A 26,607-nucleotide genomic window follows, 5' to 3' on the forward strand; every position below is an offset into this window, starting at 1 on the left:
GGGCCGGTGGCTGACCGGCCCTCCTCTCCTTGTCACCTGCAGTAGACCACTACGCCTTTTGTATTATTGATCCTCATCACAAAGGGCCACTCACCATTGTTACTCTCAGGCTAACGATTGGCCGCCGTGCTTAATTGATGCTCCGCGCCCCGCGTCGCACACTACCCTCCACCAGGACAAACAAAACGATTTGTCGAATCAGGAGGTTAATAATGAATGCCGAACAAACGACGGGGCGGGTCTGGAACCGTCGCCGGACGGAAAAGCAACGGCGGCTGGCCGAGGCCAACATCCCGGGCAAAGTCATCCCCACTGACCAGCTGGTCAGCGTACTGGAAAACCTGCTCGCCCCCGGCGACCGGGTGGTGCTGGAAGGCAACAACCAGAAGCAGGCCGATTTTCTCTCCCGCATGCTGGCGGAAGTCAATCCGCAGAAAATCCACGATCTGCATATGATCATGCCCAGCGTCGGGCGCAGCGAGCACCTTGACCTGTTTGAAAAAGGCATCGCCCGTAAGCTCGATTTCTCCTTCTCCGGTACCCAAAGCCTGCGCATTTCGCAGCTGCTGGAAGATGGGCTGCTGGAAATCGGCGCCATTCATACCTATATCGAACTCTACTCCCGCCTGTACGTCGATCTGTCGCCTAACGTCGCGCTGATCGCCGGCTACAAAGCCGACCGCAAAGGAAACCTCTATACCGGGCCGAGTACCGAAGATACCCCGGCGCTGGTGGAGGCCGCCGCCTTCCACGACGGCATTGTTATCGCTCAGGTCAACGAACTGGTGGACGACGAGTGCGATCTGCCCCGCGTCGATATTCCCGGCTCGTGGATTGATTACGTGGTGGTCGCCGACAAGCCGTTCTTTATTGAACCACTGTTCACCCGCGACCCGCGCCTGATTAAGCAAGAACACATTCTGATGGCGATGATGGCGATCAAGGGCATCTACGCAGAGCATCAGGTGCAGTCCCTCAACCACGGGATCGGCTTCAACACCGCCGCTATCGAACTGCTGCTACCGACCTACGGCGAACAGCTCGGCCTGAAAGGCAAAATCTGTAAACACTGGACCCTGAACCCGCATCCGACCCTGATCCCGGCGATCGAGAGCGGCTGGGTGGAGAGCGTGCACTGCTTCGGCGGCGAGCTGGGGATGGAAGAGTACATCCGCGCCCGCCCGGATATCTTCTTTACCGGCCCGGACGGCTCCATGCGTTCCAACCGCGCCTTCTGCCAGCTGGCGGGTCAGTACGCGGTGGATATGTTTATCGGTTCGACCCTGCAGGTGGATGGACTGGCTAACTCCTCGACCGTCACACGCGGCCGCCTTTCCGGCTTCGGCGGCGCGCCGAACATGGGCCACGATCCGCACGGCCGCCGCCACGCTACCCCTGCCTGGCTCAATATGATCACCGAGCCGGACCCAATGCAGCGCGGTAAAAAACTGGTGGTGCAGATGGTCGAAACCTTCCAGGCCGGCGTGAAACCGACCTTCGTTGAGACCCTCGACGCGGTCGACGTCGCTAAAACCTCCGGCATGCCGCTGGCGCCGGTGATGATTTACGGCGATGACGTCACCCACGTGCTGACCGAAGAGGGTATCGCCTATCTGTATCGTGCGGAAAGCCTGGAAGAGCGCCGGGCGATGGTCGCCGCAGTGGCCGGGATCACCGACATTGGCCTCGGGGTGGACGCAAAACGCGTGGCTGCCCTGCGTCAGAGCGGCAAAGTGGTCTACCCGGAAGATCTGGGTATTCGCCGCAGCGAGGCAACCCGTTCACTGCTGGCCGCCGGCAGCGTCGCCGACCTGGTGGAATGGTCCGACGGACTGTACAACCCACCGGCAAAATTCCGGAGCTGGTAATGAAAATTCTCTCTCCCCTGCACGCCGAAAGTCTTGTCAGCTGGCTGGCGGACACCGCCAGCGCCTGCCTGATTGACGAAGCCCGTCTGAGCCCGAAACCGGGTCTGGTCGACAGCCGCGGCAGTGGCGCGCATCAGGACCTCACGCTGGCGCTGATGGAACGCTCCGCCCGCAGCCTGCAGCCGACCTTCCACGCGCTGGCCCAGCAAAGCTGGCGCCGCCCGGCGGATATCGCGCTGCGCGAAACCGTCGGCCGCCTCGGTCGCGAAGGCGAAGCGCAGATGATGCAGGCCACCGGCGGGGTCAATACCCACCGCGGCGCCATCTGGGCGCTGGGGCTGCTGGTCAGCGCGGTGGCGATGTTGGGTGGAGAGGGTCAATCACAGACGATCGCCGACACCGCCGCCGCCCTCGCCCGCCTGCCCGACAGCCTGGCGCCGAAAAGCTTCAGTAAAGGGCTGCGCGCCAGCCGCCGCTGGCAGGTGCCTGGCGCGCGCGAAGAGGCGCAGCGCGGTTTTCCGCATATCACCGCCCTGGCGCTGCCGCAGTTACAGCAAAGCCGCGCCCGGGGCGCCAGCGAGCCGCAGGCGCGACTTGACGCGCTGATGGCCATCATGACCTCGCTGAGCGATACCTGCGTGCTGTCGCGCGCCGGCATGAGCGGCCTGCAGACCATGCAGCAGGGCGCCCGCGAGGTGCTGGCGGCCGGCGGTTGCGCCAGCGTCGCCGGACGCGCCGCCCTGGCGCGACTTGACGCGCAGATGCTGGCGCACAACGCCTCGCCGGGCGGCGCCGCCGATCTCCTTGCCGCCACCCTGTTTCTCGACCGGGTTGCCGGCTAACGCATTCAGAGGATGTTATGGAACAGATTACATTGTCATTTCCTGCCAGCCGCGCCCTCAGCGGCAGAGCGTTGGCAGGGGTTGTAGGTTCAGGCGATATGGAGGTGCTCTATACCGCCGCCGGGAGCGATACGCTCCGCGTGCAAATTACCACCTCGGTGGATAACAGCCAGGCGCGCTGGCAGGCGCTGTTCGACCGGCTGAACCTGATCAACGGCCTGCCCGCCGGGCAGTTGGTTATTCACGACTTCGGCGCCACGCCGGGCGTCGCTCGTATTCGTATTGAACAAGTCTTTGAGGAGGCCGCTCATGCGTAACGATCGCAGCTTTATCGAACTGCGCGCTCGCGAACGCGCCCACGCCCTGCTGGACGACGGCAGTTACCGCGAACTGCTGGATCCGTTTGAAGGCATTATGTCGCCGTGGCTCGGCGCGCAGGGCATCGTCCCACAGTCCGACGACGGTATGGTGGTCGCCAAAGGCACGATCAACGGCCAGCCGGCGGTGGCGATTGCCATCGAAGGCACCTTCCAGGGCGGCAGTATGGGCGAAGTCTCCGGCGCCAAAATGGCCGCCGCGCTGGAGCTGGCGGCGGAAGATAACCGCAACGGTATCCCGACACAGGCGGTGCTGTGCCTGGAAACCGGCGGCGTACGTCTGCAGGAGGCCAACCTCGGTCTGGCCGCCATCGCCGATATTCACGCGGCGATTGTCGACCTGCGCCGCTACACCCCGGTGGTCGGCATTATTACCGGTACCGTCGGCTGCTTCGGCGGTATGTCCATCGCCGCGGCGCTGTGCAGCTACCTTATCGTCACCCGTGAAGCCCGTCTCGGCCTCAACGGCCCACAGGTTATCGAGCAGGAAGCCGGCATTGAAGAGTACGACTCACGCAACCGGCCGTTTATATGGAGCATGACCGGCGGCGAAATTCGCGCCGCCAGCGGCCTGGTCGACGCGCTGGTTAACGATGGCGTCAACGCGGTCAAAACCGCGATGAACGAGGCGATCGCCAAAGGCGTACCGGCGCAGCACCGCAGCGACAATTATGACGATTACCTGCGCCGTTTAAGCCAGTTCGACACCCGCCAGCAGGCGGATACCGCGCAGATTAAACAGCTTTTTGCCCGGGAGGAGAAATAATGAGCCAGTTCCCAAACCGCGCCGCGCTGTGGCTGAACAAACTGGCGCCCGACGCGCCGCTGATGAGTGGTCTGTGCCCTTCGGTGCAGGTCGCAGATGGCCAGATTGATGGCGAAAGCGTCCGCTTTATCGCCGTGGTACCTGACGCTAACAACCACTACCCGCGCGCCGCCGGCGGCGAAGTCGGCCTGCTGGAAGGCTGGACGCTGGCGAAAGTGGTCAACGAAACCATCGCCGCTGACGCCGACCAGCCTGGTAAACGGCCGATCGTCGCCGTGATCGATGTGCCGAGCCAGGCCTATGGCCGTCGCGAAGAAGCCTTTGGTATTCACCAGGCGCTGGCCGGAGCGGCAGGCGCCTACGCCAAAGCCCGTCTGGCCGGCCACCCGGTGATTGGCCTGATCGTCGGCAAAGCGATGTCCGGGGCGTTTCTGGCCCACGGCTACCAGGCCAATCGCCTGATCGCCTTTAACGACAGCGGTGTGCTGGTCCACGCGATGGGGAAAGCATCGGCCGCGCGCATTACCCTGCGCAGCGTGGAGGCGCTGGAGAAACTGGCGGCAACCATCCCGCCGATGGCCTATGACGTCAACAACTACGCCACGCTCGGCCTGCTCTCTGCTCTGCTTGACATCAGCAATCCGGACGCGCCTGACGACCACGATCTGGCGCTGGTCAGCCACACCTTGCGCGACGCCATCGCTGACGCGCGCCAGGATCCCTCGCTGAAGTGCCGCCTGGGTGCGGAAAACCGCCGCAGTTCGCAGCAGGTCCGCGACCTTATGCGCGCCAGCTGGTAAGACGTTCGTTCGTACGTAAGTAGTAGAAGAAAACCTGCCGGAAGCCGTCCCCCGGAGCGCGTAATAACCGCGCCGGGCAGGGACGGCTTTTAGAAAAAATAACAATCGCGCCAGTACTCTATTTTATTTACAGGTGATTTATGACTTATGTGATTATTCATGCTCTTGCCCCGATTTTCGTCATTATGCTGCTGGGCTTCTGGGCCGGTAAGGCCGGTATGGTAGATAACAAAAATGTCTCCCTGCTCAATATCTTTGTAATGGATTTCGCCTTACCCGCTACGCTGTTCAGCGCCACGGTGCAAACCCCATGGGCCGGTATCGTCGCCCAGTCGCCGCTGGTGCTGGTGCTCACCGGCGCGATGTGGATCACCTACGCCGGGATCTACTTCCTCGCCACCAGCGTGTTCAAACGCACCCCGCAGGATGCCGCGGTGCTGACCCTCACCGTCGCGCTGCCGAACTACGCCGCGCTGGGCCTGCCGATCCTTGGCAGCGTGCTCGGCGAAGGCGCATCGACCTCGCTGTCGGTGGCGGTCTCTATCGCCTGCGGTTCGGTCCTGATGACCCCCTTCTGCCTGCTCATTCTGGAACGTGAAAAAGCCCGCGCCGCGGGGGAAAACACCGGTTCTACGCTGGCGATGCTGCCGGTGCTGATGTGGCGTTCGGTGAAAAAGCCGATCGTCTGGGGCCCGCTGCTCGGGGTGGTGCTTTCCGCTATCGGCATTAACATGCCGGACCTGCTGCTGGCCTCCATCAAACCGCTGGGCCTGGCCGCTACCGCAGCAGCGCTGTTCCTCACCGGGGTGATCCTCTCGGCGCGTAAACTGCAGATCAATGCGCTGATCGCCACCTCCACCCTCGTAAAACTGCTGGTACAGCCGTTTATCGCCTGGGGTCTGGTGATGCTGCTGGGTCTGCATGGCTCCATCGCGATTACCGCGATCCTGATGATTGCCCTGGCCGCCGGCTTCTTCGGCGTGGTCTTCGGCAACCGCTTCGGCGTGCAGTCCCCGGATGCTGAAGCCGTGCTGTTGTTAAGCTCGGTTCTGTGTATCCTGTCGTTACCGCTGTTTATCTCTTTGACTTCAGGACTGTAAACCATGTCATCAACGCCGCGTCCCCACGATTTAGTTTGGTTAAACCACGCCAGCGCCCTGGAAGATATTGCCGAGCCGTGGGTGGTTCAGCAATGGCGAACCGCGCTGCCGGTGGTGGTGAGGCGCGACGTTGACGGCCTGGCCCGCATCCCGGTTGGGGTGCGGGGCATGAAGCGCGAGCAGCGCGCCGCCGGCTGGGTACAGGCGCAGAATATCGTGCGCAGCGTCACCCCGGAGATGCTGGTGGAGCGCGAGCGCCTGCTGGGCTCTCCTTTTGTTTCGCAGCCGCCGGTGCAGGCGGCTATCGCCCTGACGCTGGACGAATGGCCCTGGCGCTGGGGCGTCACCGGCAGCACTGGCTACGCGCTGGCGACCGAAATCCCGGTACTCCATGCAGCAAGCGATTTGGATCTGCTGATCCGCGCGCCGCAGCCGCTGGCCCGCGAGGCGCTGCTGGAATGGCAGTCCCGGGTGGCCAAGCTCCCGTGCCGCGCCGATACCCAGGTCGAAACGCCGTACGGCGCCTTCGCCCTCAATGAGTGGCTACGCGATGGGCGGGCGCTGCTGAAAACGTCACACGGTGCGCGCTTAACTACTGCGCCGTGGCGCAGGGAGGAATGATGAAGATTTTGTTTACTTTTCCCGGACAGGGCGCCCAGCGTCCCAACATGCTGGCGGCTATCCCCGATCGCGAAGCGATCCTCAGCCAGGCGCGCGCCGTGCTGGGGGATGAAGTCGAGACTCTCGATAGCGCTGATGCGCTAAAACACACCCGTGCGGTCCAGCTCTGTCTGCTGATCGTCGGGGTAGCCTGGGCGCGCGAGCTACAGCGCCAGGGCGTTAATCCGCAGATGGTCAGCGGCCTCTCCATCGGCGCCTTTCCCGCAGCGGTCATTGCCGGCGCGCTCGATTTCGCCAGCGCGCTGCGGCTGGTAGCCCTGCGCGGCGATCTCATGGAGCAGGCCTATCCTGAAGGTTACGGGCTGACGGCGATTATGGGCCTGACCCGCCCGCGGCTTGAGGCGCTGATGCAGGGCCACGAGGTCTATCTCGCCAACCTCAACGCCGAAACGCAGATTGTGATCGCCGGACGCGATGAAGCCATGGCCGAAGTGGCACAGCTGGCGCTGCAGGCGGGCGCCAGCAAGGCGCAGCGGCTGGCGGTCAGCGTGCCATCGCACTGTGCGCTGCTGGATAAACCCGCCGCAGCGCTGGCAAAAGCCTTTGCCAACCTGACCTTAACGCGCCCGCAGTGCGCCTATTTAAGCGGCTCGACGGCGCGCGTGCTGTGGGAGCCGCAGCGGATCGCCGACGATCTGGCGATGAACATGGCGCGCACCGTCCACTGGCAGGAGGCGATGATCGCCGCCGATGAGCGCGACGCGCGCTTAGCCATTGAGATGCCCCCCGGCGGGGTATTGACCTGCCTGACCCGCCAGGCGGGCTGGCGCGGGGAGACCCTTTCGCTGGAACGCAGCGGCGTGGACGTTGCCCGCCATCTGGCGCAGCGGCTTAACGAATAAGGCTCCGGGCGTACATCCTTCCTTCCGCCGCCAGCGCCAGCAGGTCGGCATCGCGCTCGCGATGGTGTGAATAGACAATCGAGATCAGCTGGCGCATCTGGTACGGTTCCGCCAGCTTTAACAGCTGTACATCTTTTTCATAGACTTTCTTCATTCGCCCCGGCAGCAGCGCAAACCCGACGCCCGCCTGCACCAGGCTAATCATCGAAAAGATGTCATTCACCCGGGTGACGATCTCCGGCTCGAAACCAGCGATATGGAATGCTTCCCGAAATCCGGCATAGGTGGCGAACCCCTCCGCCAGCGACACAAACTTGCGATCGGCGTAATCGCGCAGGTCGGCGAGTTGTGAGGCATCCAGCTGCTCCGTCGCCGGGGCGGCGAGAAAAATATCGTCCTCAAACAGCGGCACCACGTCGAAAGCGGTATTGTTGAATTCCCCTTCATTGGTGGCGATCAGGATAGCGTCGAGAGCGTCGTCTTCCAGCATATCCAGCAGCATCTGGTTAGAGCCCATGGTCAGATCCAGCTCCAGCTCAGGGCGCCGCAGCTTCATGCCCATGATAATGCGCGGGACGGTTTCCAGGGTCAGGGAATAAAGAGTGCCGATGCGCAGCCGCCCCTGGCCGACGCCGGCGACTTTGCGCGTCGCCTCAAGCCCCCGGCTCATCAGACTCATCACATCCTGACAATATTCCAGCAGCGTCCATGCCGCCTGCAGCGGCAGTAAATTGCGCCCTTTGTGAACAAACAGCGGGCAGCCCACCCCCTCTTCCAGCGTATGCAGCGCGCGGTGGACGCTGACGCTGCTGAGCTTCATCGCTTCGGCGGTTCTGGCGATATTGCCTTTCGCCATAAACATCATAAAGACCGACAACTTGCGGAAGGTGATCTCCTGGTTGATATCGTCTTGCATAGCCCTTCCACACTCCTGATTTGCTTTTCTTTTTCAATTCAAATCAGTATATCGTTTATGACGGCAAAGTTGCAGGCAGAGCGCGGCGCAGGCGGGGAATGGACGCAAAAAAGGGAAGACCGTGGTCTTCCCTTTTGTTCACTTTCAAGTTTGCTTTTACAGCGCCATATCATGCTGCGGCGAGGCGTCGCGCTGAGGCTCAACCGGCTTCGCGGTCGCGGTGGGCGCAGCCGCTGGCATCTGGATCACCGGCGGTTTCGTCAGCTGCAGGGTCGCGGCGGTATCATCCCAAACCTGCTGGGTCAGCGCCACGTTGCCGTTCAGCTTCTGGCCGTAGCTCGGCACGATCTGGTGGATACGGGTCTGCCACTCCGGCGAGTTAAACTGCGTCGGGAACATCTGCTTGAGCACATTGAGGGTGATCGGCGCAGCGGTGGAAGCCCCCGGCGACGCGCCAAGCAGCGCGGAAATGGTTTTCTGCTGATCGACCACCACTTCGGTGCCCAGTTTCAACACGCCGCCCTTCTCTGCGTCTTTCTTAATGATCTGCACGCGCTGGCCGGCCTGGATCAGCTTCCAGTCCTCTTTACGCGCGTCAGGGTAGTACTCTTTCAGCGCGGCGAAGCGGTCATCATCGCTGAGCATCACCTGGCTGACGAGATATTTCACCAGATCGAAGTTGTCGAGACCGACGTGGGTCATCGGCAGCACGTTGTCAGTGGTAGTGGTGCTCAACAGGTCGAAGAAGGAACCGTTCTTCAGGAACTTGGTCGAGAAGGTGGCGAAAGGCCCAAACAGCACCACGCGCTTGCCATCGAGGTAGCGGGCGTCAAGGTGCGGTACCGACATCGGTGGTGCGCCGACCGAAGCCTGGCCATACACTTTCTCGAGGTGCTGCGCGGTGACCGCCGGGTTCTCGGTCATCAGGAACGAACCACCCACCGGGAAGCCAGCATAGTTGTCCGCTTCCGGTATACCGGTTTTTTGCAGCAGCTTCAGCGCGCCGCCGCCGGCGCCAATAAAGACGTATTTCGCATCGATGGTCTGCGCCTCGCCGCTCTGCACGTTCTTAATGGTCACGTGCCAGGAGTTATCGGCATTGCGTTTGAAATCGGTGACCTCAGAGGAGGTTTGCAGGGTGAAATGGCTGTTTTTCTTCAGGCTGCCGATCAGCTGTCGGGTGATTTCGCCATAGTTAACGTCGGTACCCACCGGCGTCCAGGTGGCAGCCACTTTCTGCTGCGGATCGCGGCCTTCCATCACCAGCGGCGCCCACTGTTTAATTTGCGCGTGGTCGGTGGAGAATTTCATCCCCTGGAATAAGGTGGTCTGCTGCAGCGCGGTATAACGCTTCTGCAGATAGTCGACATTATCGCCCCAGACGAAACTCATATGCGGCGTGGAATTAATAAAGGAGTGCGGGTCGTGCAAAATACCGCGCTTCACCTGTGCCGACCAGAACTGACGGGAAATCATGAACTGTTCGTTAATATCCAGCGCTTTGCTGACGTCAATCGATCCGTCCGCCCGCTCCGGCGTATAGTTCAGCTCCATATTCGCCGAGTGACCGGTACCGGCATTATTCCAGCCGTTGGAGGATTCCAGGGCCACGCCGTCCAGTTTCTCCACCATCGTCAGGTTCCAGTCCGGCTGCAGCGCCTGCAGCCAGGTGCCAAGCGAGGCGCTCATGATCCCGCCGCCAATCAGCAGGAAGTCGGTTTTTTTAGAGGTATCCGCTTCAGCATGCGTCGCCGCGCTGACGAACATCGCTAATGCGGTAAAGGAAATAATCGTTTTTTTCATTGCAGGCATAATAGAATTATCACGTAGCACACGGTAATAAGAGGCAGCATATTAACGCACTTTTACTTTATTTTAAAATATCATTTACACTCTCGCATTTTTAATCAAATAATTATTTAACTTAAAAAATCAGAGCGGCACTAAAAAATAAGCGTCGGCGTAAAAACTCACTGAAAATTCAGCGCAATTACCGGAATAAATAGAAGAGAGGAATTTCTTTAGTTAATAAAGTGCAGGCGCGCATACCGTTTGTGCGCGCCTGGCTAAAGGCTTAATGGGCGGGAGTGACAGCGCTGCGCTGGGCTTCGCGCAGGGCGAGACGCAGATGATCGTGATGTTTGGTCAGCAGCTCCCGCGCGTGCCAGGCGTCCAGCCCGCTGAGCAGCATCAGGATGGCGGTGCGGCACTGGTGGTGGCAGCTGGTCAGCGCGGCTTTCGCTTCGCTGCGCGTGCAGTCGGTGGCCGCCATGACAATCGCCACCTGCCGCTCCGCCCAGTGTGGACTGTCAGCCTGCAGATCCACTCGCAGGTTGCTGTACACCCGGCCGTCACGGATAGCGAGGCCCGTCGACACCATGTTAAGGATCTGCCGCTGGGCCAGCCGGGCCTTCGGATTGGTCAAGCCCGCCACCGCTTCCGGCCCGGTTTGCGGAGCAATAATAATATCCGCCAGCTGCGCCGCCTCGCTGGCCGCCTGCTGAGTCACCACCGCGATCGGAGCCCCCAGCGACCAGGCGTGGCGCATCGCCCCCCAGACCCATGGGGTCTTGCCGCTAACGGTAAGCGCCAGCAGCATATCGTGGCTGGAAAAGTCCAGCGACTGCAGCTCGAAGGCGCCTAGATCGTAATTATTCGCCGCGGTCTCCCGCTCGGCCATCGCCGGCGTCTGCCCACCTGCAATCAGCCCCACCAGCGCGTGTTTGCCTTCCGGAGAGTAGTCGCTGACCGCCTGGACAGCCGTGCGGCCTGATTCCCCGGCGCCGATAATAACCAGACGCCCTCCCCGGCTCATTGTCGCGGTGGCAATATCAATCAACCGGGCGATATCCGGCAAACAGGCGCCAACCGCCTCCGATATCTGCTTATCATCCTGATGCAGCATCGCCAGCATGTCGGCGGTGGCGAGGCGATCGATGTGGGTGGTATCCGGGTGACGACGTGCCTGCATTGACGCGGTTAGCGAACTGCTCATAACAACCTCCATTTACGACAGAAAAAGCGCATCTCGGCGAAATCAGCGGCCTGATGCATATCCTTATATTCATCAGGACTATTTAACCTCTGTCGCCACTATAAGGGGAATCTTCCGCGCTTTACCGCCGTCGGGGTCACAGTTTACCGTCCCGATCGCCCATTCACGGGCAATTGCCGATTATCTGAACAATCCTGTCTCAGCTCTCATCTTCGCCGTCCGCCTGCATGGCCAGCCAGAAGGATTGTTGACAGAGGTTATAAAATTGTTTGCGCATTGGCTGCACCACCAGGCCGGCGCTATCGATAACCTGCCACTCGATCCAGCACTCCGGGCAGGAGGCGGCATCCTGTTGCGGAAGTTCGAGTTCGTAGCGGTGCTGGATCACCACCCCGCTGCGATGTCGCCAGCGCGCGATCTTCCACTCTGCTTCCGCTTCATGGTCCTGTTCACGATGCTGCGCCAGTTGTTCAACGTGCTGTTGCCGGAGAATATCCCGGACCAGAGATGCCAGTTCCATCATGTCTGCCTTAAGCCTGTGGCGAAAAGCGACAGTTTATCGTGGACGGGACGAGGCTACCGTAGCAAAAGCGGCCTTTTGCTTTGATTACACGGCTTTATGAATGCCACGCTATCAGCGATAATAATCGTTTACTGACTCTATCCGGGATCGTCATGAAGGCATCAGAGCACCCGCCTCGCGTTCGTCAACGCGCCTTACCGTTAAAGCTGAGCACCGCCGTCTCCTTGATGATCGGCAGCGTGATCGGCGCCGTGCTGCTGCTGGTCTATGCCCTGTGGTATATGCAGATCAGCAATGCCACTCGCGATGGTCTGAAAGAGACCGCGCTGGCGGTGGCGCGCACCATGGCCGATATGCCGCAGGTGAAGCGCGGACTGGAGGCGCCGCCGCAGCAGCAAATTATTCAGCCGCTGGCGCAGGCCATCACCCGGCGCAACGACCTGCTGTACGCTATCGTCACCGATATGCAGGGTATTCGCTATTCGCATCCGGACAGCTCAATTATTGGCAAACCCTTCATCGGCCACGATATCCAGCCGACGCTGCAGGGAAAAGAGAACGTGGCCATTAACCACGGCGTGCTGGCCCCGGCGCTGCGGGTGTTTACCCCGGTGTTCAACGATCAGCATCAGCAGATTGGCGTGGTGGTGGTCGGCATTTCGCTGAGTAAAGTGGACGAGCAGATCGCCAACAGCCGCTGGGACGTGCTGCTGACCATCCTGTTCAGCGCGCTGGTCTGCGCCCTCGGCACCTGGAGCCTGGTGCGCGGCCTGAAGCGCGTCCTGCTGGGACTGGAGCCGCACGAAATCTCCACTCAGTTTCAGCAGCGTCAGGCCATGCTTCACGCCCTCAAGGAGGGGGTGGTGGCCGTCGATGCCCATGGTGAGGTTAACCTGATCAACCCGGCGGCGCGCGAGATCCTCTTTTCCGGGCCGGACAAGACGCTCGCTCATACCCCGCTGCTCGCTGACCTGCAGACGGTTTTGCACAGCGGCGAGCCGATGTACGACCGCGAGCTGGGATGCAATGGCCTGTTGCTAATCAGCAACACGGTGCCTATCCGCAGCCAGGAGGCCGTGGTCGGCGCCATCTGTACCTTCCGCGATAAGACCGAAGTCAGCCAGCTGCTGCAGCGGCTGGACGGTATGATGAGCTATGTCGATGCCCTGCGCACCACCTCCCATGAATTTATGAATAAACTGCACGTGATCCTCGGCCTGCTGAATATGAAAAGCTATGGCAAACTCGAGGAGTACGTGCTGCAGACCGCCCATCGCTACCAGGCGGACATCGGCGATATTCAGCACCGCATAAAATCCCCGGTGGTCGCCGGCTTTCTGATAAGTAAAATGCAGCGCGCCACCGAGTGCGGCTTTACCCTTAAGCTGGCGGATGAGAGCCTGGTGCCGGATTGCCCGAATGAGAAGCAGGTCACCGTGCTGGTGACGGTGCTGGGCAACCTTATTGAGAACGCGCTGGATGCCATGAACGGTCAGGCGGAGGGCGAGATCGGCCTGCTGCTGCACTATCAGGACGGCTGGCTAAGCGGTGAAGTGAGCGACGACGGGCCGGGGATCCCGGAAAACAACATCGACGCTATCTTTAACAAAGGTTTCTCCACCAAAGGGGAGAATCGCGGCGTCGGGCTGTTTCTCGCCAACCAGCAATTACGCGAGCTGGGCGGCACCCTCGCCGTCGAGTCGGAACCCGGCGTATTTACTCAATTTTTTGTTCATCTCCCCTGGGATAGTAAAAGGAAACGTGCGTGATAAATGTGTTGATTGTTGACGATGATGCCATGGTGGCCGAACTGAATCGCCTGTACGTGGCAAGGGTTCCCGGCTTTCGTTGCAGCGGGAGCGCTTCGACGCTCAGTCAAGCCCAGGAGATGATTAACGATCCGCAACAGGAGATCGATCTGGTGCTCCTGGATGTCTATATGCAGCAGGACAGCGGGCTCGATCTGCTGCCGACTATCCGTCAATCGGGGCGCGCCATCGACGTCATCATGATCACCTCAGCGGCGGATGCCGCCACGGTGCAGACCGCCATGCATTACGGGGTAGTCGATTACCTGATCAAACCCTTCCAGTTTCCCCGTTTTGAAGAGGCGCTCACTACCTGGCGGGAGAAGCGCAAGCTGATAACCGGCCAACCCTATTACGAGCAGGCCGACGTTGACCGCCTGCTGCACGGCGGCACGCCGGAGGCCAGCGACGCGCGCAAGCTGCCCAAGGGGCTTACCGCGCAAACCCTGCGCACGCTGTGCCAGTGGATTGACGCCCACCCGGACGTTGAATTCTCTACCGATGAGCTGGCGGCGGCGGTGAATATCTCCCGCGTTTCCTGCCGTAAGTATCTGATCTGGCTGGCGCAGATCAATATTCTCTATACCACTATCCACTACGGCGCCACCGGGCGGCCGGTCTATCGCTACCGGCTGGTGGCCGAACAGTACAGTTTGCTTAAGCAGTACAGTCAATAACGCGGTAGCCGCTGTCCAGCGGCGCAAAGCGCAATCGCTGCGGCGATGAAAGTATAATGTCGCGATTTTTGGTGACGAAAATCGCGTCGATATCCTGCCGTTGACGCAGCGCTGCGCAGCCTTTCTCGACGCCGAGGCCGAACAGCAGCGTGGTCCAGATATCGCCGTCTAAAGAATCAGTGGAAATCACCGTGACGCTGTCGAGTTCGTTATCCAGCGGGTAACCGCTGCGCGGGTCGAGAATATGGTGCCAGCGCCTGCCATCCTGCTCGAAATAACGTTCGTAGGTGCCCGAGGTGACCACCGACTGCCCGTTAACCGTCAGAGAGCCGATCAGCGCCTGCGCATCGGCAAACGGTTTTTTCAGGCCAATGGCCCATTCGCCAAGGGTATGCACGTTGCCGCCGAGGTTGATCAGCGCCTTTTCCACCTGCTGCTGACGGAGATAATCACGCACCCGGTCAGCGATATAGCCTTTGGCGATCGCCCCAAGATCCAGCTCCATCCCCGGCTGCTGAAGAAACACGCTGCAGGTTGCCTCATCCAGGATCACCTCTTGCGGGCGGGTCAGCGCCAGCCGGGCCCTGATTTCGCCGGCGTCAGGCACGCTGTGTCCCTGAAAGCCAATTCGCCACAGCTTCACCAGCGGCCCAATCGCGAGGTTAAAGGCGCTGTCGCGCACCATGCTGGCGGCTTTGGCGCACTGAATGAGCTGAAAGACCGGGCGGCTGACCGTCACCGGGTGACGTCCGGCGGCGTGGTTGATATCCATTACCTGCGACTCGGCGCGGTTAACGGTAAGCAGATCTTCGTAGCGTTTGATTAACTGAAATACGCGGGAGGCCAGCGCCTCATTATGGGAGCAGAGTTTGAGCAGGATGGGAGAACCCATCAGAACGGTGGAGTAGCTATAGACGCGGTTATCAGACATCGGGCTCTCCTTAGAAGGGATAAGCCGGGCGGCGAGAGCGCCAGCCCGGCATCAGGCAATTACGTCTTATCCTCTGGCGCGTTTCGCCGCCTGGCGACCCGCGAGGGTGCCGAAGATGATGATATCCGCCACCGCGTTACCACCGATACGGTTGCCGCCGTGGATCCCGCCAACCACCTCACCGGCGGCGTAGGCGCCGCGGATCGGCTGCCGGGCAACGTCCAGCACTTCGCCATCGGTGTTAATGGTCACGCCGCCCATGGTGTGGTGCACCCCCGGGGCGATACGGATGGCATGGAACGGACCTTCGTTAATCGGCGCGCGCAGCGCGGTGGTACGGCCAAACTGTTCATCATGCTGTTTTTCCACCGCCCCGTTGTAGCACTCGAGGGTGGCGAGGAAGGCATGGTAATCCATCCCCAGTTTATCCGCCAGTTCACGCGGCGAGCTGGCGCTGGTGACGAAGCCTTTGGCGATGTACTCATCGGCGGCTTTGTTTTTCGCCCGCACATGTTCGTCAAAGACGATGTACGCATAGTGTTCCGGTAGGGCGATAATCGCCGCGGAGACTTTATCGCGGGTCTCCATTTCGTTGAAGAAGCGGTTACCCTGCTGGTTGACGAGGATCGCCCCGCCGCCGCGAATCGACTCGGAAATCAGATAGGAGGTCTGCTGTTCAACGGTCGGGTGGATTTGAATTTCGCCCATATCCACGGTACCGGCGCCAATGCGCTCCAGCAGCGCGATACCGCTCCCGGTGGCCCCTTTGTGGTTGGTGGTGACGAAGCCTTCGAGGTCAGGACGATACTTCACCACCATCGCGCTGTTGGCGCTGAAGCCGCCGGTGGCCACCACAATGCTTTTAGTCTGGACCTCTACGATCTCGTTTTCGTCGTTGATCAGACGCACACCGCTGACTTCATCGCCGCTCATCAGGATCTCTTCCACCGAGGTATCCAGCAGGACGTCGATGCCGCGTTTGGTGATGTTGCGCACCAGGCCGCTAATCAGATAGCCGCCGACCGCTGACCCGTCGCGCGGACGGTGGGTGCGGTCAATGCTCATCCCGCCGGTGGTGGTGATATCGTTGAGCATAATGCCGCGGTCCGCCAGCCATTCAATGGCTTGCGGGGCATTCTCCACAAAGCGGCGCAGCAGCTGCGGATTGTTTTTATTGTGCCCGCCCCTCAGGGTTTCCTGATAGAACAGCTCTTTGCTGTCCTGAATGCCTTTCACGCGCTGGAAGCGGGTCTCCGCGGCGTTCATCCCGGCGGAAGCCTTGATGGTGTTCCCGCCAATGGTCGGCATTTTCTCGACGATCAGCACGCTGGCGCCTTCGTCGTGAGCCTGAATGGCGGCCGCCAGGCCGGCGCCGCCGCTGCCGACGACCACCACATCATAGCTTTTCGGCGCGGCGTCATTGCCGCCCTCTTCCGCCGCCAGCGCTTTGCTCGATTTCAGCATCGCTTTGGCGACCGCTTTTTTCACCGCCTCGCTCTGGCTGGTGGCCCCGGAAATGGCGTCGACGTGCGGGGTATTGGCGGTGAGAATACGTTCGCGGATCTCTTCGAAGCTGGTGGTGAACTCCACGGTCTGCACCGGGCTCGCCGCCAGTTCGATATCGGCGATATGGTCATTTTCGAGGCTGACGTTGATCACCAGTTCATTGGCGTCATCCTGAACGGTTTCAACAAACATCCCCGGCTTAAATTTAGCGTCGCCCATGCTCATGTCGCGGATCATCGCTTCCACCAGCGAGAAGCGCCACAGCGGTTCCGGAATGTGCAGCGCTTCGCGCTGGGTGCTGTCGATAAACAGCTCCAGCTCTTCACCCGCGGCGATACGAGCCGCCCAGTCAGGATAGGCGATGCAGGCGCGGCCCACAGCGATCAGGTCATAGCCGTGATCGAGGCCCAGCTCGGCATCGGCAACGTTAACCACCCCGCCGACGCCCATCACCGGCACCTGAGCCAGAGTGTCAGAGCGCATGGCGCAGTATTTCTCGATCAGCGGCGTCGGGTCGCTGGTATCGACGATAGAGGGACGCAGGGTCGCGCCCACCGAGAAGTGCAGATAATCGACGCCGCGAGCGGCCAGTTTTTCCAGCAGATACATGGTGTCATCGAAGCGGATCCCCGGGACCTCCATCTCTTCTGGCGAGAAGCGGTAGCCGATGATAAAGGCATCGTCAGCGTACTGGCGGGCCATTTTATGGGTGATGTCGAGAACCGCCAGCGGGAAGCGGGCGCGATTGTCGCGGCTACCGCCCCATTCGTCGTCGCGCTGGTTGGAGTTTGGCGAATAGAACTGCTGAATAAGGTAGGTGTTGGCGCCGTGAATTTCGACCCCATCGAAGCCGGCAAGGATAGCGCGGCGGACGCCCTCGCCAAACTTGGCGATCATCCCCTCCACTTCTTCTCCGCTCAGCGCCCGCGGCATCGCGGCGCCCTCACGCGGGGCGGCGATGGCGCTCGGCGCCACGGGCTGACGTCCGCCAATCAGCTGCGGGTCGACCATGCGGCCGCCGTGATAGATCTGCAGAATCGCTTTCGAACCTTCCGCTTTAATTGCTTCAGCGATTTTCGCCAGGCCGGCGATTTTTTCATCGTTATCGATACCGATAGCGCCCGGGAAGGCCAGACCGTAGTCATCAATAAAGCAGCACTCAACAATAATGGTGCCGATACTGCCGGCGCGGGCGCGGTAGTACTCCACCAGCTCGCTGGTGACAGTCCCGTCGAAATAACCGGTGCAGGTGGTCATCGGCGCCATCAGCAAACGGTTTTTCAGCTCCGTACCATTTGGTAAAGTAAATGGCTGCAAAATACGTTCGTTACTGGTCATAAGTTACGCTCCAGATTTTGAAATATTAAAAATTCAGAATGGGGTGACGGAATCATTAATGGTTGTGGTTTTTTAATTCCTGTTGTCATGCTAATAATATAGCGACTTTTTTAGTTACTAAATCAATTACGTTAGTTATAAAACTATTTAACCCCAGCAATAACATCGCTACCCCTATTGTATTATTAAAATAATAAATAGCATTTACATAATACAAATGAAGGATAACATTTTAGATACTTTCGTTAACATTCAAAGCGACCAACCATCAAGATTATTTGTTTTTATTTCATAGACATAGGCATGTGTCGAGTAAAAACAGCATTAATTGTACATTTTTATTTTAACATTTATCGATATTTTCGCCAAAATAACACCTCATCAGATAGGGTTATATCGAAAATAAAAAAAAATAGTGAAATCACCTGCTTTTCTTGATCTCGATCAATTGCAACGACCATTGAAAGCGCAATATATAAATAACCAACAAATTTAATTTAACGCCCATCAAACCGCGTTAAATAATCGCCAAGACGATACTCAGAAACGCAAAATAAAAACTAAAGTAATTTTTGTAATTAAAGAAATCACTGAGCGCATCGCTGGCGGAAACGTTATTTTCAACAACTTGCAGATACTCATTATGAAAGAGAAAAAGACAACCATACCGCCTGCCGGTGCAGTCAATCCAACGACTGCGAATAAAAAACGTCTCCTGATGATGGCGCTGCCGATTATCGTTGCTGTGCTATTACTCTTCGTCCCGGTCCCGGACGGCCTGCCGCCGTACGCCTGGCACTACTTCGCTATCTTCGTCGGGGTGATCGTCGGGTTGATTTTTGAACCACTGCCGGGCGCCGTTATCGGCATCACCGGCGTGGTGGTCATCGCCCTGTGCAGTCAGTGGCTGCTGTTCAGCCCGGAACAGATGGCCGCACCCGGCTTCAAAATGGCTGGCGCCTCCTTTAAGTGGGCGGTGAGCGGCTTCGGCAACTCCACCGTGTGGCTTATCTTCGGCGCCTTTATGTTCGCCGCCGGCTACGATAAAACCCAGTTCGGCCGCCGCCTGGCGCTGATTCTGGTGAAATATCTCGGCCGTCGCAGCCTGACGCTGGGCTACGCCATCACCTTCGCGGATCTGCTGCTGGCGCCGTTTACGCCGTCGAATACGGCGCGCAGCGGGGGCACCATTTACCCAATTATCGCCAACCTGCCGCCGCTGTACGGTTCAAAACCAAACGATCCGAGCGCGCGTAAAATCGGTTCCTATCTGATGTGGGTAGCGATCACCGCCGCCTGTATTACCAGCTCGATGTTCCTGTCGGCACTGGCGCCGAACCTGCTGGCGCTGGCGCTGGTAAAAAGCATCGTCGGTATCAATATCTCCTGGGGCACCTGGTTCATCGCCTTCCTGCCGCTTGGCGTACTGCTGATCCTGACCATGCCGCTGCTGGCCTACTGGTTCTACCCGCCGGAAGTGAAAGTCAATAACGAAGTGCCGCTGTGGGCCGCTCGTGAACTGGAAAAACTGGGCAAACTGTCGCGCAATGAGATCCTGCTGCTGGTGTTCGTCTGCTTCGCGCTGATGATGTGGATCTTCGCCGCCGACTGGATTGAACCGGCCCTGGCCGCCCTGCTGGTTATCGTGCTGATGCTGTGGACCGGCGTGCTCTCCTGGAGCGATATCACCAACAATAAAGCGGCGTGGAACACCTTTGTCTGGTTCGCCACCCTGGTGGCGCTGGCCGACGGCCTCTCCTCCACCGGCTTTATCGCCTGGCTGGGTAAAGAGGGCGGCGCGCTGATGAGCGGTATCTCCCCGGGGATGGCGACCATCGTCCTGCTGCTGGCGTTCTACCTGCTGCACTATCTGTTTGCCAGCACCACCGCGCACACTACCGCGCTGCTGCCGGCCATGCTGACCATCGCCGCCACCATTCCGGGAATGAATATGGAAGTGTTCGTTCTGCTGATGGTGACCTCGCTGGGCGTGATGGGGATCATCACCCCGTACGGTACCGGCCCGAGCCCGATCTACTACGGCAGCGGCTATCTGCCGACCAAAGATTACTGGCGCCTCGGCACCATCTTTGGCGCCATCTTCCTGGCCGCCCTGCTGCTGATTGGCTATCCGTGGATGTCCATGATGTTCTGATTCATAACCGCCGGGAGCACCCCGGCGGTTTTTATCTTTATGGAGTAAGTGATTATGTCGACTAAACCGTTTGTTTATCAGGATCCATTCCCGCTGGCGCACGACGATACCGAATACTATCTGCTCAGCAAAGAGCACGTCTCCGTCGCCGAGTTTGACGGCCAGGAAGTGCTGAAAGTGGAACCGCAGGCGCTGACCCTGCTGGCGCAACAGGCCTTCCACGATGCCGCCTTTATGCTGCGCGTCTCCCATCAGCAGCAGGTGGCCTCGATTCTGCTCGACCCGGAGGCCAGCGATAACGATAAGTATGTCGCCCTGCAGTTCCTGCGCAACTCGGAAATCGCCGCCAAAGGCGTCCTGCCCACCTGTCAGGACACCGGCACCGCCATCATCATGGGTAAAAAAGGTCAGCGCGTCTGGACCGGCGGCGGCGACGAAGCCGCCCTGGCGCAGGGCGTGTACAACACCTATACCGAAGATAACCTGCGCTACTCCCAGAACGCCCCGCTGGATATGTATAAAGAGGTCAACACCGGCACCAATCTGCCGGCGCAGATCGATCTCTACAGCGTCGACGGCGACGAATATAAATTCCTGTGCATGGCGAAAGGCGGCGGTTCCGCCAATAAAACCTATCTCTATCAGGAAACCAAAGCGCTGATCACCCCGACGAAGCTGAAAAACTATCTGGTCGAGAAGATGCGCACCCTCGGTACCGCCGCCTGCCCGCCGTACCACATCGCCTTTGTCATCGGCGGGACTTCGGCGGAAGCGACGCTGAAGACCGTCAAGCTGGCCTCCACCCGCTACTACGACGGCCTGCCGACCGAAGGCAACGAGCACGGTCAGGCGTTCCGCGATGTGCAGCTTGAACAGGAACTGCTGCAGGAAGCGCAGAACCTCGGCCTCGGCGCGCAGTTCGGCGGCAAATACTTCGCCCACGATATCCGGGTGATCCGCCTGCCGCGCCACGGCGCCTCCTGTCCGATCGGCATGGGCGTCTCCTGCTCCGCCGACCGCAACATCAAAGCCAAAATCAACCGCGACGGCATCTGGATTGAGAAGCTGGAGAGCAATCCAGGAAAATATATCCCTGAACATCTGCGTCAGCAGGGCGAAGGCAAGGTGGTCAGCATCAACCTGAATCAGCCGATGAGCGAGATCCTGGCGCAACTATCTGCCCATCCGGTTTCCACCCGCCTGAGCCTCAACGGCACCATTATCGTCGCCCGCGATATCGCGCACGCTAAGCTGAAAGAGCTGCTCGACAACGGCGAGGAACTGCCGCAGTACGTGAAAGATCATCCGATCTACTACGCCGGCCCGGCCAAAACGCCTGCCGGTTACGCCTCCGGCTCCCTCGGCCCGACCACCGCTGGCCGCATGGACTCTTACGTCGATCTGCTGCAGTCCCACGGCGCGAGCATGGTGATGCTGGCGAAAGGCAACCGCAGCCAGCAGGTCACCGACGCCTGCCACCAACACGGCGGCTTCTACCTCGGCAGCATCGGCGGCCCGGCGGCGGTGCTGGCGCAACAGAGCATCAAGAGCCTCGAGTGCGTGGCCTACCCGGAACTGGGGATGGAGGCTATCTGGAAAATCGAAGTGGAAGATTTCCCGGCGTTTATTCTCGTCGACGATAAAGGCAACGATTTCTTCCAGCAGATCCAGAACAAGCAGTGCGCTGGCTGTAAACAGCACGGCTAACACCCCCTTCTGGCGCTAACAGCAGGCCGTCGCCGTTCAGGTGACGGCTTTTTTTATGCCCGCGCCGCGCCAGCTTGAATTCACTTCCTGCCAGGCTATGCTCAACTACAAGTCCTACCTTGCTTGCTGAAAAATAACAATAATTCTCTTTCTCAGGTGCTTCTATGAACAGGATAAGCGTGGTTATCCTCTGGGTACTGGCGCTGCTGGCGTTACAGCCGGCGCTGGCCGCAGAGCCTCGGCAGCAGCCAACCGCTCGCGAAAAGGCGCGCACGGTATATATTTTCCACCAGCCGGTAGTGATGTTGCAGGCGACCTTTGGCCAGACGACGCCAGAAGAGCGCGTGCTGCGCACCCGCAGCGCCCTGCGCGCATTTACCGAGGATGATATTCGCCAGCCGCTGCGGATCGTGCCGGTTATTCGCTATGGTCAGCCGGGACGGCTGTTTCTGATGAACGGCAAACCGGTGCTGCTGTTGAGCCAGGCGGATCTCGACGAGGGCGATGACTTAAGCCTCGACCAGGCGGCCCAGCGGGTGCTGGCGCGGATGGAAGCCCAGCGCACCGGCCTGCAGGAACAGTTCAATCAACGCTATCTGCTGATCTCCGCCGGTAAGGCCCTCGCCGGGGCGCTGCTGCTGGCGCTGTTTTACTACGGCGCTTTCCGCGCCTGGCGGCGGGTACGGCGCTTTTTCCAGCTGCGGATCCTCGAAAAGCGCAGCGCTATTCCTCAGCACTGGCGGCGCTTTCTCGGCAATATCGAGGTCCGATTGTATGCCGCGCTGGCGATCCTCGTCGGTGTCCTGGCCTGTTACATCTGGCTGAGCTGGGCCTTCAGTCTGTTTCCCTGGACGCGCGTATGGAGTGAATCGCTGGGTGACTGGTCGCTGGGGGTGATCCGCGATATCTCGCTGTCGATTGTCGCTTCCCTGCCGGGGCTGATGATCGTGGTGCTTATTTTTCTCATTACCTGGCTCATCATTCGCCTGGTGAAGGTGGTTCTCGACCAGGTCGCCGCCGGCCGCATTCAGGTTCCCGGCATTCATCCGGAGACCGTGAGCGCTACCCGTCGGCTTATCTCGGTGGTCATCTGGCTGTTCGCCCTCTCCGCCGCCTACCCGTTTCTTCCCGGCGCCAACTCCCTTGCCTTCAAGGGCATCAGCGTGTTCTTCGGCCTGATGCTGACCCTCGGCTCGACCGGGGTGATGACCCATGCGATGAGCGGCCTGGTGCTAATCTACTCCCGGGCGCTGCGTAAAGGCGACTGGATCCGCCTCGCTGACAATGAGGGACAGGTCAGCGAGATTGGCGTGCTGGCGACCAAGATCCTCACCCGTGAGAATTACATCGTGACGGTACCGAACGCGGTGGTAGTGAGCGGCAAGATTGTCAATCTCAGCGCCGAGAGCAGCGACGGCGGGTTCAATCTCACTACCAATGTCACCATCGGGTACGATACGCCCTGGCGCCAGGTTCATGCGCTTCTGGAGCTGGCGGCGAGACGCACCCCCGGGGTCGATCAGCAAATTGCGCCGGTGGTGCGTAAGCTGGGGTTGCTCGACTGGTACACCTCGTATGAGCTGCAGGTGCGCTTATTACCCGCGACGAAGCTGCCAGATGGTCGTAACGCGTTACACAGCAGCATTATTGATGTGTTTAACGAATTCGGGGTGCAGATTATGTCGCCAAACTATGTGATGCAGCCCCGAGCCGCGGTGGTGGTGCCGCAGGAAGCCTGGTACGCCGCCCCGGCTGTCGCGCCGCAGGAGCCTGAGAAATAAGGGTTAACGTATCGGGAATGTCGCCGGGTGGCGGCTACGCCTTACCCGGCCTACGTACGACCTGCCGTTAATTTATTCACCATTGTTGCTGAAACTGCCGATGCTGGCGGCCTCAAAATCGCTGAGACGTTCCCGGAAGGCCGGGGCAGCCCGCATGGATGCGGGCTGAGGGCCGTGTTTTGCAGGGACGCTGCCTCGGCCCGACCCGAAGCCTGCAGGGATAAGTCGAAGGCACCACGCAGTGGCGATTTTGCTGGCCGGAGCCCGGGGGTACAGGGGACGGCGGCGACTGGCCGCCCCCTGTGCGCTCCCTGCGCCATAAGAGACATAACGCAGAAGATCAACCGGGAGCGCAATCTGCCCGGAATTAACATAGAAGTTGTAGCCCTGCCAAACATAGTGCGAACAGGGACATTTCCGGTTGTGCCGTTATTTCGCCGGGTGACGGCTACGCCTTACCCGGCCTACAACAACTGCCGGGCAATCCGACTCGGACGACGACTTAACCCCGCCCGGCGTCGATGTCGTCAAACACCTGCTGCGCCAGATGCATCGTGGCATTGGCCGCCGGCAGCCCGCAATACAGCGCAGAGTGCATGATCAGCTCTTTCAGCTCATCGCGGGTCACCCCGTTGTTAAACGACGCGCGTAGATGCATCTTCAGCTCCGCCTCGCGATTGAGAGCGATCAGCATGGCAATGGTGATCATGCTGCGGGTGTGGTGGTCGAGCCCCGGACGCGTCCAGGTCTCACCCCAGGCGTAGCGGGTGATAAAGTCCTGAAACTCGTCATTCAACGGCGTCAGATGCTGCAGGGTACGGTCGACGTGGGCGTCGCCCAACACTTTGCGCCGCACCGCCATTCCGTCCTGGTAGCGCTGTTTATCCTCCATGGCGTTCTCCCTGGAAAAAGCTCAGCAGCGCTGAAGTAAAGCTTTTCGCCGCCTCAATGTTTGACAGATGCGATGCCGGCAGAACCACCACCTGGGAAGCGGGGATCTGCTGCTGCAGAAAATTGGCGTCAGCGACCGTGGTGACAGGGTCACTTTCCCCGGCGATGATTAATGTCGGCAGCGGGATCTTCCCCGCTTCGCCCCGCAGGTCGGCGGCGGCCAGCGCCTCACAGCAGGCGGCATAGCCTTCGGCATCGGTATGGGTCAGCTGGTGACACAGGGCCTCCACCACCTCCGGCGCCTTCTGGCGAAACGCGTGGGTGAACCAGCGGTCCGCCGCCCCGGCGGCCACCACCGCCATTCCTTCCTGGCGTACCGCCCGCGCCCGCGACAGCCAGCTGGCCTGATCGCCGATGCGCGCCGCGGTGTTGGCGACGGCCAGACCATAAAAACGCTCTGGCGCAAAGCGGCCCAGCCACAGACCGGTCAGACCGCCCATCGAAATCCCGCAGAACCAGGCCCGGTCGATATTCAGATGATCGAGCAGCGCAATTACATCTTCCCCCAGCTGGGCGAGGGTCACTTTGCCATTTTTCGTCGTTTTACCGTGGCCGTGGGTGTCGTAGCGCAGCACCCGGAAATGGGCGGTTAGCGCCTCAATCTGCGGCTGCCACATCGCCCGGGTGGTGCCCAGCGAGTTGGAGAGAACGATAACCGGCGCACCTTCCGGTCCGTCGAGTTGATAATCAAGATTCATCATGTTGCTCCTGATAACGCGCCAGCACCTGGCGCACAAAGCATTCGGCGCTGCCGGTCGCCGTTGCCGGGTCCAGCAGCGTGGTTAAACGTTCGCGGGAGAGATACTGGCTGACCTGCGGATCCGCCGCGAGCAGATCGACCAGCGGACAGAGGCGGTCCAGCGCCTGACGGCACAGCGCCTCAATATGATGATGCGCCTCGGCTTTGCCGATGAATTCCGCCAGCGCCAGGGTCACCGCCTCAGCCATAATCAGCCCGTGGGTAATATCGAGGTCGGCGCGCATCTTCTGCGGGAAGACCTGCATGTCGCGCACCAGCGCCTCGCTTTGCGCCAGCGCCCCGCCCACCAGGGTAATCAGCTCCGGCAGCGTCTCCCACTCCGCCTGCCAGCCGCCCAGCGCCCGCTCGTGCTGCTGAATCTGGCTGGCGTAGAGGGTCGCCATCAGCCCCGGCGTGCGCTGGGCGGCGGTCAGGATCGCCGCGCAGGCCACCGGATTGCGCTTATGCGGCATCGTCGACGAGCCGCCGCGCCCTTCCGCTACCGGCTCGCCCACCTCCGCCACTTCGGTCTGCATCAGCAGGGAGAAGTCGTTAGCGAATTTCCCCAGGGTGCCGCAGACGCCGGCGAACCAGGCGCCCGCCTCCAGCAGCCGATCGCGCTGGCTGTGCCACGGGGTATCCGGCAGCGTCAGACCAAGATTCTGCGCCAGCGCCTGGCCAACCGCCGGCCCTTTCTCTTTTAGCGCGTCCAGGGTCCCCGCGGCGCCGCCGAACTGCAGCACCAGCAGACGCGGACGCATCTCGCGCAGCCGCTGCTGCCAGCGCAGGAGCGCGTCGAGGGTACCCGCCAGCTTCAGGCCAAAGGTCACCGGCAGCGCGTGCTGCATCCAGGTCCGGCCCGGCATCACGGTATCGCGATAACGATCCGCCTGCCCGGCGAGGGCCGCCAACAGCTGCTCAAGCAGGGTCTCAGCAGCCTCCAGCGCCCCGCGCAGCTGGAGCACCAGACCTGTGTCGATGGCGTCCTGACTGGTGGCGCCCCAGTGAACGTAGCGCGCGGCGTCCGGATCGCGCGCTTTTACCTGGGCCGTCAGCTGTTTCACCAGCGGGATCGCCAGGTTACCCGCCCCCACCGCCGCCTCGCCGAGGGCGGTAAAATCGATCGCCTCGTGGCGGCAGGCGGCGACAATCGGCCCGACCGCCGCCGTCGGCACCATGCCGCAGGCGGCCTGCGCCTGGGCCAGCGCCGCTTCAAAATCCAGCATGCCCTGCACCCGCTGCGCGTCGCTGAACCAGTCGGTCAGCGGACTGCTGCGCAACATCGGGGTCAACAAACTCATTCT

The 26,607-nt window shown here is 60.4% G+C and carries 22 protein-coding genes; 13 read left to right on the forward strand and 9 right to left on the reverse strand.

Translation table 11 applies throughout. The features are described 5' to 3' along the window. Positions 1–212: 212 nt before the first annotated feature. From mdcA to mdcH, 8 genes are all read left to right on the forward strand, one after another. The gene (mdcA, locus tag ABLV76_RS22545) at positions 213–1,868 is read left to right on the forward strand and encodes a malonate decarboxylase subunit alpha (protein ID WP_004206060.1); all 1,656 of its coding nucleotides are present in this window, start codon (positions 213–215) and stop codon (positions 1,866–1,868) included. Further along, the gene (locus ABLV76_RS22550; protein ID WP_048294814.1) at positions 1,868–2,710 is read left to right on the forward strand and encodes a triphosphoribosyl-dephospho-CoA synthase; all 843 of its coding nucleotides are present in this window, start codon (positions 1,868–1,870) and stop codon (positions 2,708–2,710) included. The genes mdcA and ABLV76_RS22550 overlap by 1 nt, the downstream gene beginning before the upstream one ends. A gap of 17 nt (positions 2,711–2,727) precedes the next feature. Beyond that, on the forward strand, positions 2,728–3,027 hold the full coding sequence (mdcC, locus tag ABLV76_RS22555) for a malonate decarboxylase acyl carrier protein (RefSeq protein WP_017900317.1): 300 nt from the start codon (positions 2,728–2,730) through the stop codon (positions 3,025–3,027). Continuing rightward, a complete protein-coding gene (locus ABLV76_RS22560; protein WP_048294813.1) occupies positions 3,020–3,853 on the forward strand; it encodes a biotin-independent malonate decarboxylase subunit beta in 834 nt (277 codons plus the stop codon). The genes mdcC and ABLV76_RS22560 overlap by 8 nt, the downstream gene beginning before the upstream one ends. Further along, complete coding sequence (mdcE, locus tag ABLV76_RS22565) at positions 3,853–4,653, forward strand: biotin-independent malonate decarboxylase subunit gamma (protein ID WP_032455992.1); 801 nt, start codon at positions 3,853–3,855, stop codon at positions 4,651–4,653. Before ABLV76_RS22560 ends, mdcE begins: the two co-directional genes overlap by 1 nt. A 140-nt stretch (positions 4,654–4,793) precedes the next feature. Continuing rightward, the gene (locus ABLV76_RS22570) at positions 4,794–5,753 is read left to right on the forward strand and encodes an AEC family transporter (RefSeq protein ID WP_032455991.1); all 960 of its coding nucleotides are present in this window, start codon (positions 4,794–4,796) and stop codon (positions 5,751–5,753) included. Between the two features lie 3 nt (positions 5,754–5,756). Then, positions 5,757–6,374 carry a malonate decarboxylase holo-ACP synthase gene (locus ABLV76_RS22575; protein ID WP_049092627.1) on the forward strand — a complete coding sequence of 206 codons (618 nt, stop codon included), beginning with the start codon at positions 5,757–5,759 and terminating at the stop codon, positions 6,372–6,374. Further along, positions 6,374–7,276: a malonate decarboxylase subunit epsilon gene (gene mdcH, locus ABLV76_RS22580; RefSeq protein WP_049092626.1), complete on the forward strand. Its 903-nt coding sequence runs from the start codon at positions 6,374–6,376 to the stop codon at positions 7,274–7,276. The genes ABLV76_RS22575 and mdcH overlap by 1 nt, the downstream gene beginning before the upstream one ends. Here mdcH and ABLV76_RS22585 read toward each other — a convergent pair. The 4 genes from ABLV76_RS22585 to ABLV76_RS22600 form a co-directional block, all read right to left on the reverse strand. Next, complete coding sequence (locus tag ABLV76_RS22585; protein WP_004206070.1) at positions 7,266–8,192, reverse strand: LysR substrate-binding domain-containing protein; 927 nt, start codon at positions 8,190–8,192, stop codon at positions 7,266–7,268. The two genes, mdcH and ABLV76_RS22585, sit on opposite strands and share 11 nt — an antisense overlap. A 156-nt stretch (positions 8,193–8,348) precedes the next feature. Then, positions 8,349–9,959 carry a malate dehydrogenase (quinone) gene (gene mqo / locus ABLV76_RS22590; protein ID WP_228958665.1) on the reverse strand — a complete coding sequence of 537 codons (1,611 nt, stop codon included), beginning with the start codon at positions 9,957–9,959 and terminating at the stop codon, positions 8,349–8,351. 307 nt (positions 9,960–10,266) lie between these two features. Further along, a complete protein-coding gene (locus ABLV76_RS22595) occupies positions 10,267–11,187 on the reverse strand; it encodes an N-acetylmuramic acid 6-phosphate etherase (protein WP_017900310.1) in 921 nt (306 codons plus the stop codon). A gap of 199 nt (positions 11,188–11,386) precedes the next feature. Next, entirely contained in the window at positions 11,387–11,710 is a 324-nt protein-coding gene (locus tag ABLV76_RS22600) for a hypothetical protein (RefSeq protein WP_177952129.1), read from the reverse strand. Positions 11,711–11,862: 152 nt separating this feature from the next. Here ABLV76_RS22600 and ABLV76_RS22605 point away from each other — a divergent pair, with 152 nt between their 5' ends. Both ABLV76_RS22605 and dcuR read left to right on the forward strand, forming a co-directional pair. Continuing rightward, positions 11,863–13,479 (forward strand): sensor histidine kinase, encoded by a 1,617-nt coding sequence (locus tag ABLV76_RS22605; RefSeq protein ID WP_064177876.1) that lies wholly within the window; start codon positions 11,863–11,865, stop codon positions 13,477–13,479. Next, a complete protein-coding gene (dcuR, locus tag ABLV76_RS22610) occupies positions 13,476–14,195 on the forward strand; it encodes a two-component system response regulator DcuR (protein WP_017900307.1) in 720 nt (239 codons plus the stop codon). The genes ABLV76_RS22605 and dcuR overlap by 4 nt, the downstream gene beginning before the upstream one ends. Here the strand turns inward: dcuR and ABLV76_RS22615 are convergent. Then, positions 14,176–15,126 (reverse strand): FAD:protein FMN transferase, encoded by a 951-nt coding sequence (locus ABLV76_RS22615; RefSeq protein ID WP_135683136.1) that lies wholly within the window; start codon positions 15,124–15,126, stop codon positions 14,176–14,178. The genes dcuR and ABLV76_RS22615 overlap by 20 nt on opposite strands. A 66-nt stretch (positions 15,127–15,192) precedes the next feature. Further along, complete coding sequence (locus ABLV76_RS22620; protein ID WP_004206081.1) at positions 15,193–17,970, reverse strand: flavocytochrome c; 2,778 nt, start codon at positions 17,968–17,970, stop codon at positions 15,193–15,195. Positions 17,971–18,613: 643 nt separating this feature from the next. Here ABLV76_RS22620 and ABLV76_RS22625 point away from each other — a divergent pair. The 3 genes from ABLV76_RS22625 to ABLV76_RS22635 all read left to right on the forward strand — a co-directional run bounded on the left by ABLV76_RS22625 (position 18,614) and on the right by ABLV76_RS22635 (position 23,613). Further along, on the forward strand, positions 18,614–20,125 hold the full coding sequence (locus ABLV76_RS22625) for an anion permease (protein ID WP_049092623.1): 1,512 nt from the start codon (positions 18,614–18,616) through the stop codon (positions 20,123–20,125). A 54-nt stretch (positions 20,126–20,179) separates the two neighbouring features. Beyond that, on the forward strand, positions 20,180–21,832 hold the full coding sequence (gene fumA / locus ABLV76_RS22630) for a class I fumarate hydratase FumA (protein WP_048294808.1): 1,653 nt from the start codon (positions 20,180–20,182) through the stop codon (positions 21,830–21,832). Positions 21,833–21,996: 164 nt separating this feature from the next. After that, positions 21,997–23,613, forward strand: a complete 1,617-nt coding sequence (locus ABLV76_RS22635; RefSeq protein ID WP_131079793.1) for a mechanosensitive ion channel domain-containing protein — start codon at positions 21,997–21,999, stop codon at positions 23,611–23,613. A 502-nt stretch (positions 23,614–24,115) separates the two neighbouring features. Here ABLV76_RS22635 and pcaC read toward each other — a convergent pair. The 3 genes from pcaC to ABLV76_RS22650 are packed head-to-tail and all read right to left on the reverse strand — an operon-like array spanning position 24,116 to position 26,604. Beyond that, positions 24,116–24,505 (reverse strand): 4-carboxymuconolactone decarboxylase, encoded by a 390-nt coding sequence (pcaC, locus tag ABLV76_RS22640; RefSeq protein ID WP_004886998.1) that lies wholly within the window; start codon positions 24,503–24,505, stop codon positions 24,116–24,118. Further along, the gene (gene pcaD, locus ABLV76_RS22645) at positions 24,495–25,262 is read right to left on the reverse strand and encodes a 3-oxoadipate enol-lactonase (protein WP_048294806.1); all 768 of its coding nucleotides are present in this window, start codon (positions 25,260–25,262) and stop codon (positions 24,495–24,497) included. The genes pcaC and pcaD overlap by 11 nt, the downstream gene beginning before the upstream one ends. Continuing rightward, positions 25,252–26,604, reverse strand: a complete 1,353-nt coding sequence (locus tag ABLV76_RS22650; RefSeq protein WP_102006573.1) for a 3-carboxy-cis,cis-muconate cycloisomerase — start codon at positions 26,602–26,604, stop codon at positions 25,252–25,254. Before ABLV76_RS22650 ends, pcaD begins: the two co-directional genes overlap by 11 nt. Positions 26,605–26,607: the final 3 nt, after the last annotated feature.

It is taken from the genome of Klebsiella sp. GB_Kp047 (assembly GCF_040065235.1).
Classification (GTDB): Bacteria; Pseudomonadota; Gammaproteobacteria; order Enterobacterales; family Enterobacteriaceae; genus Klebsiella; species Klebsiella quasipneumoniae.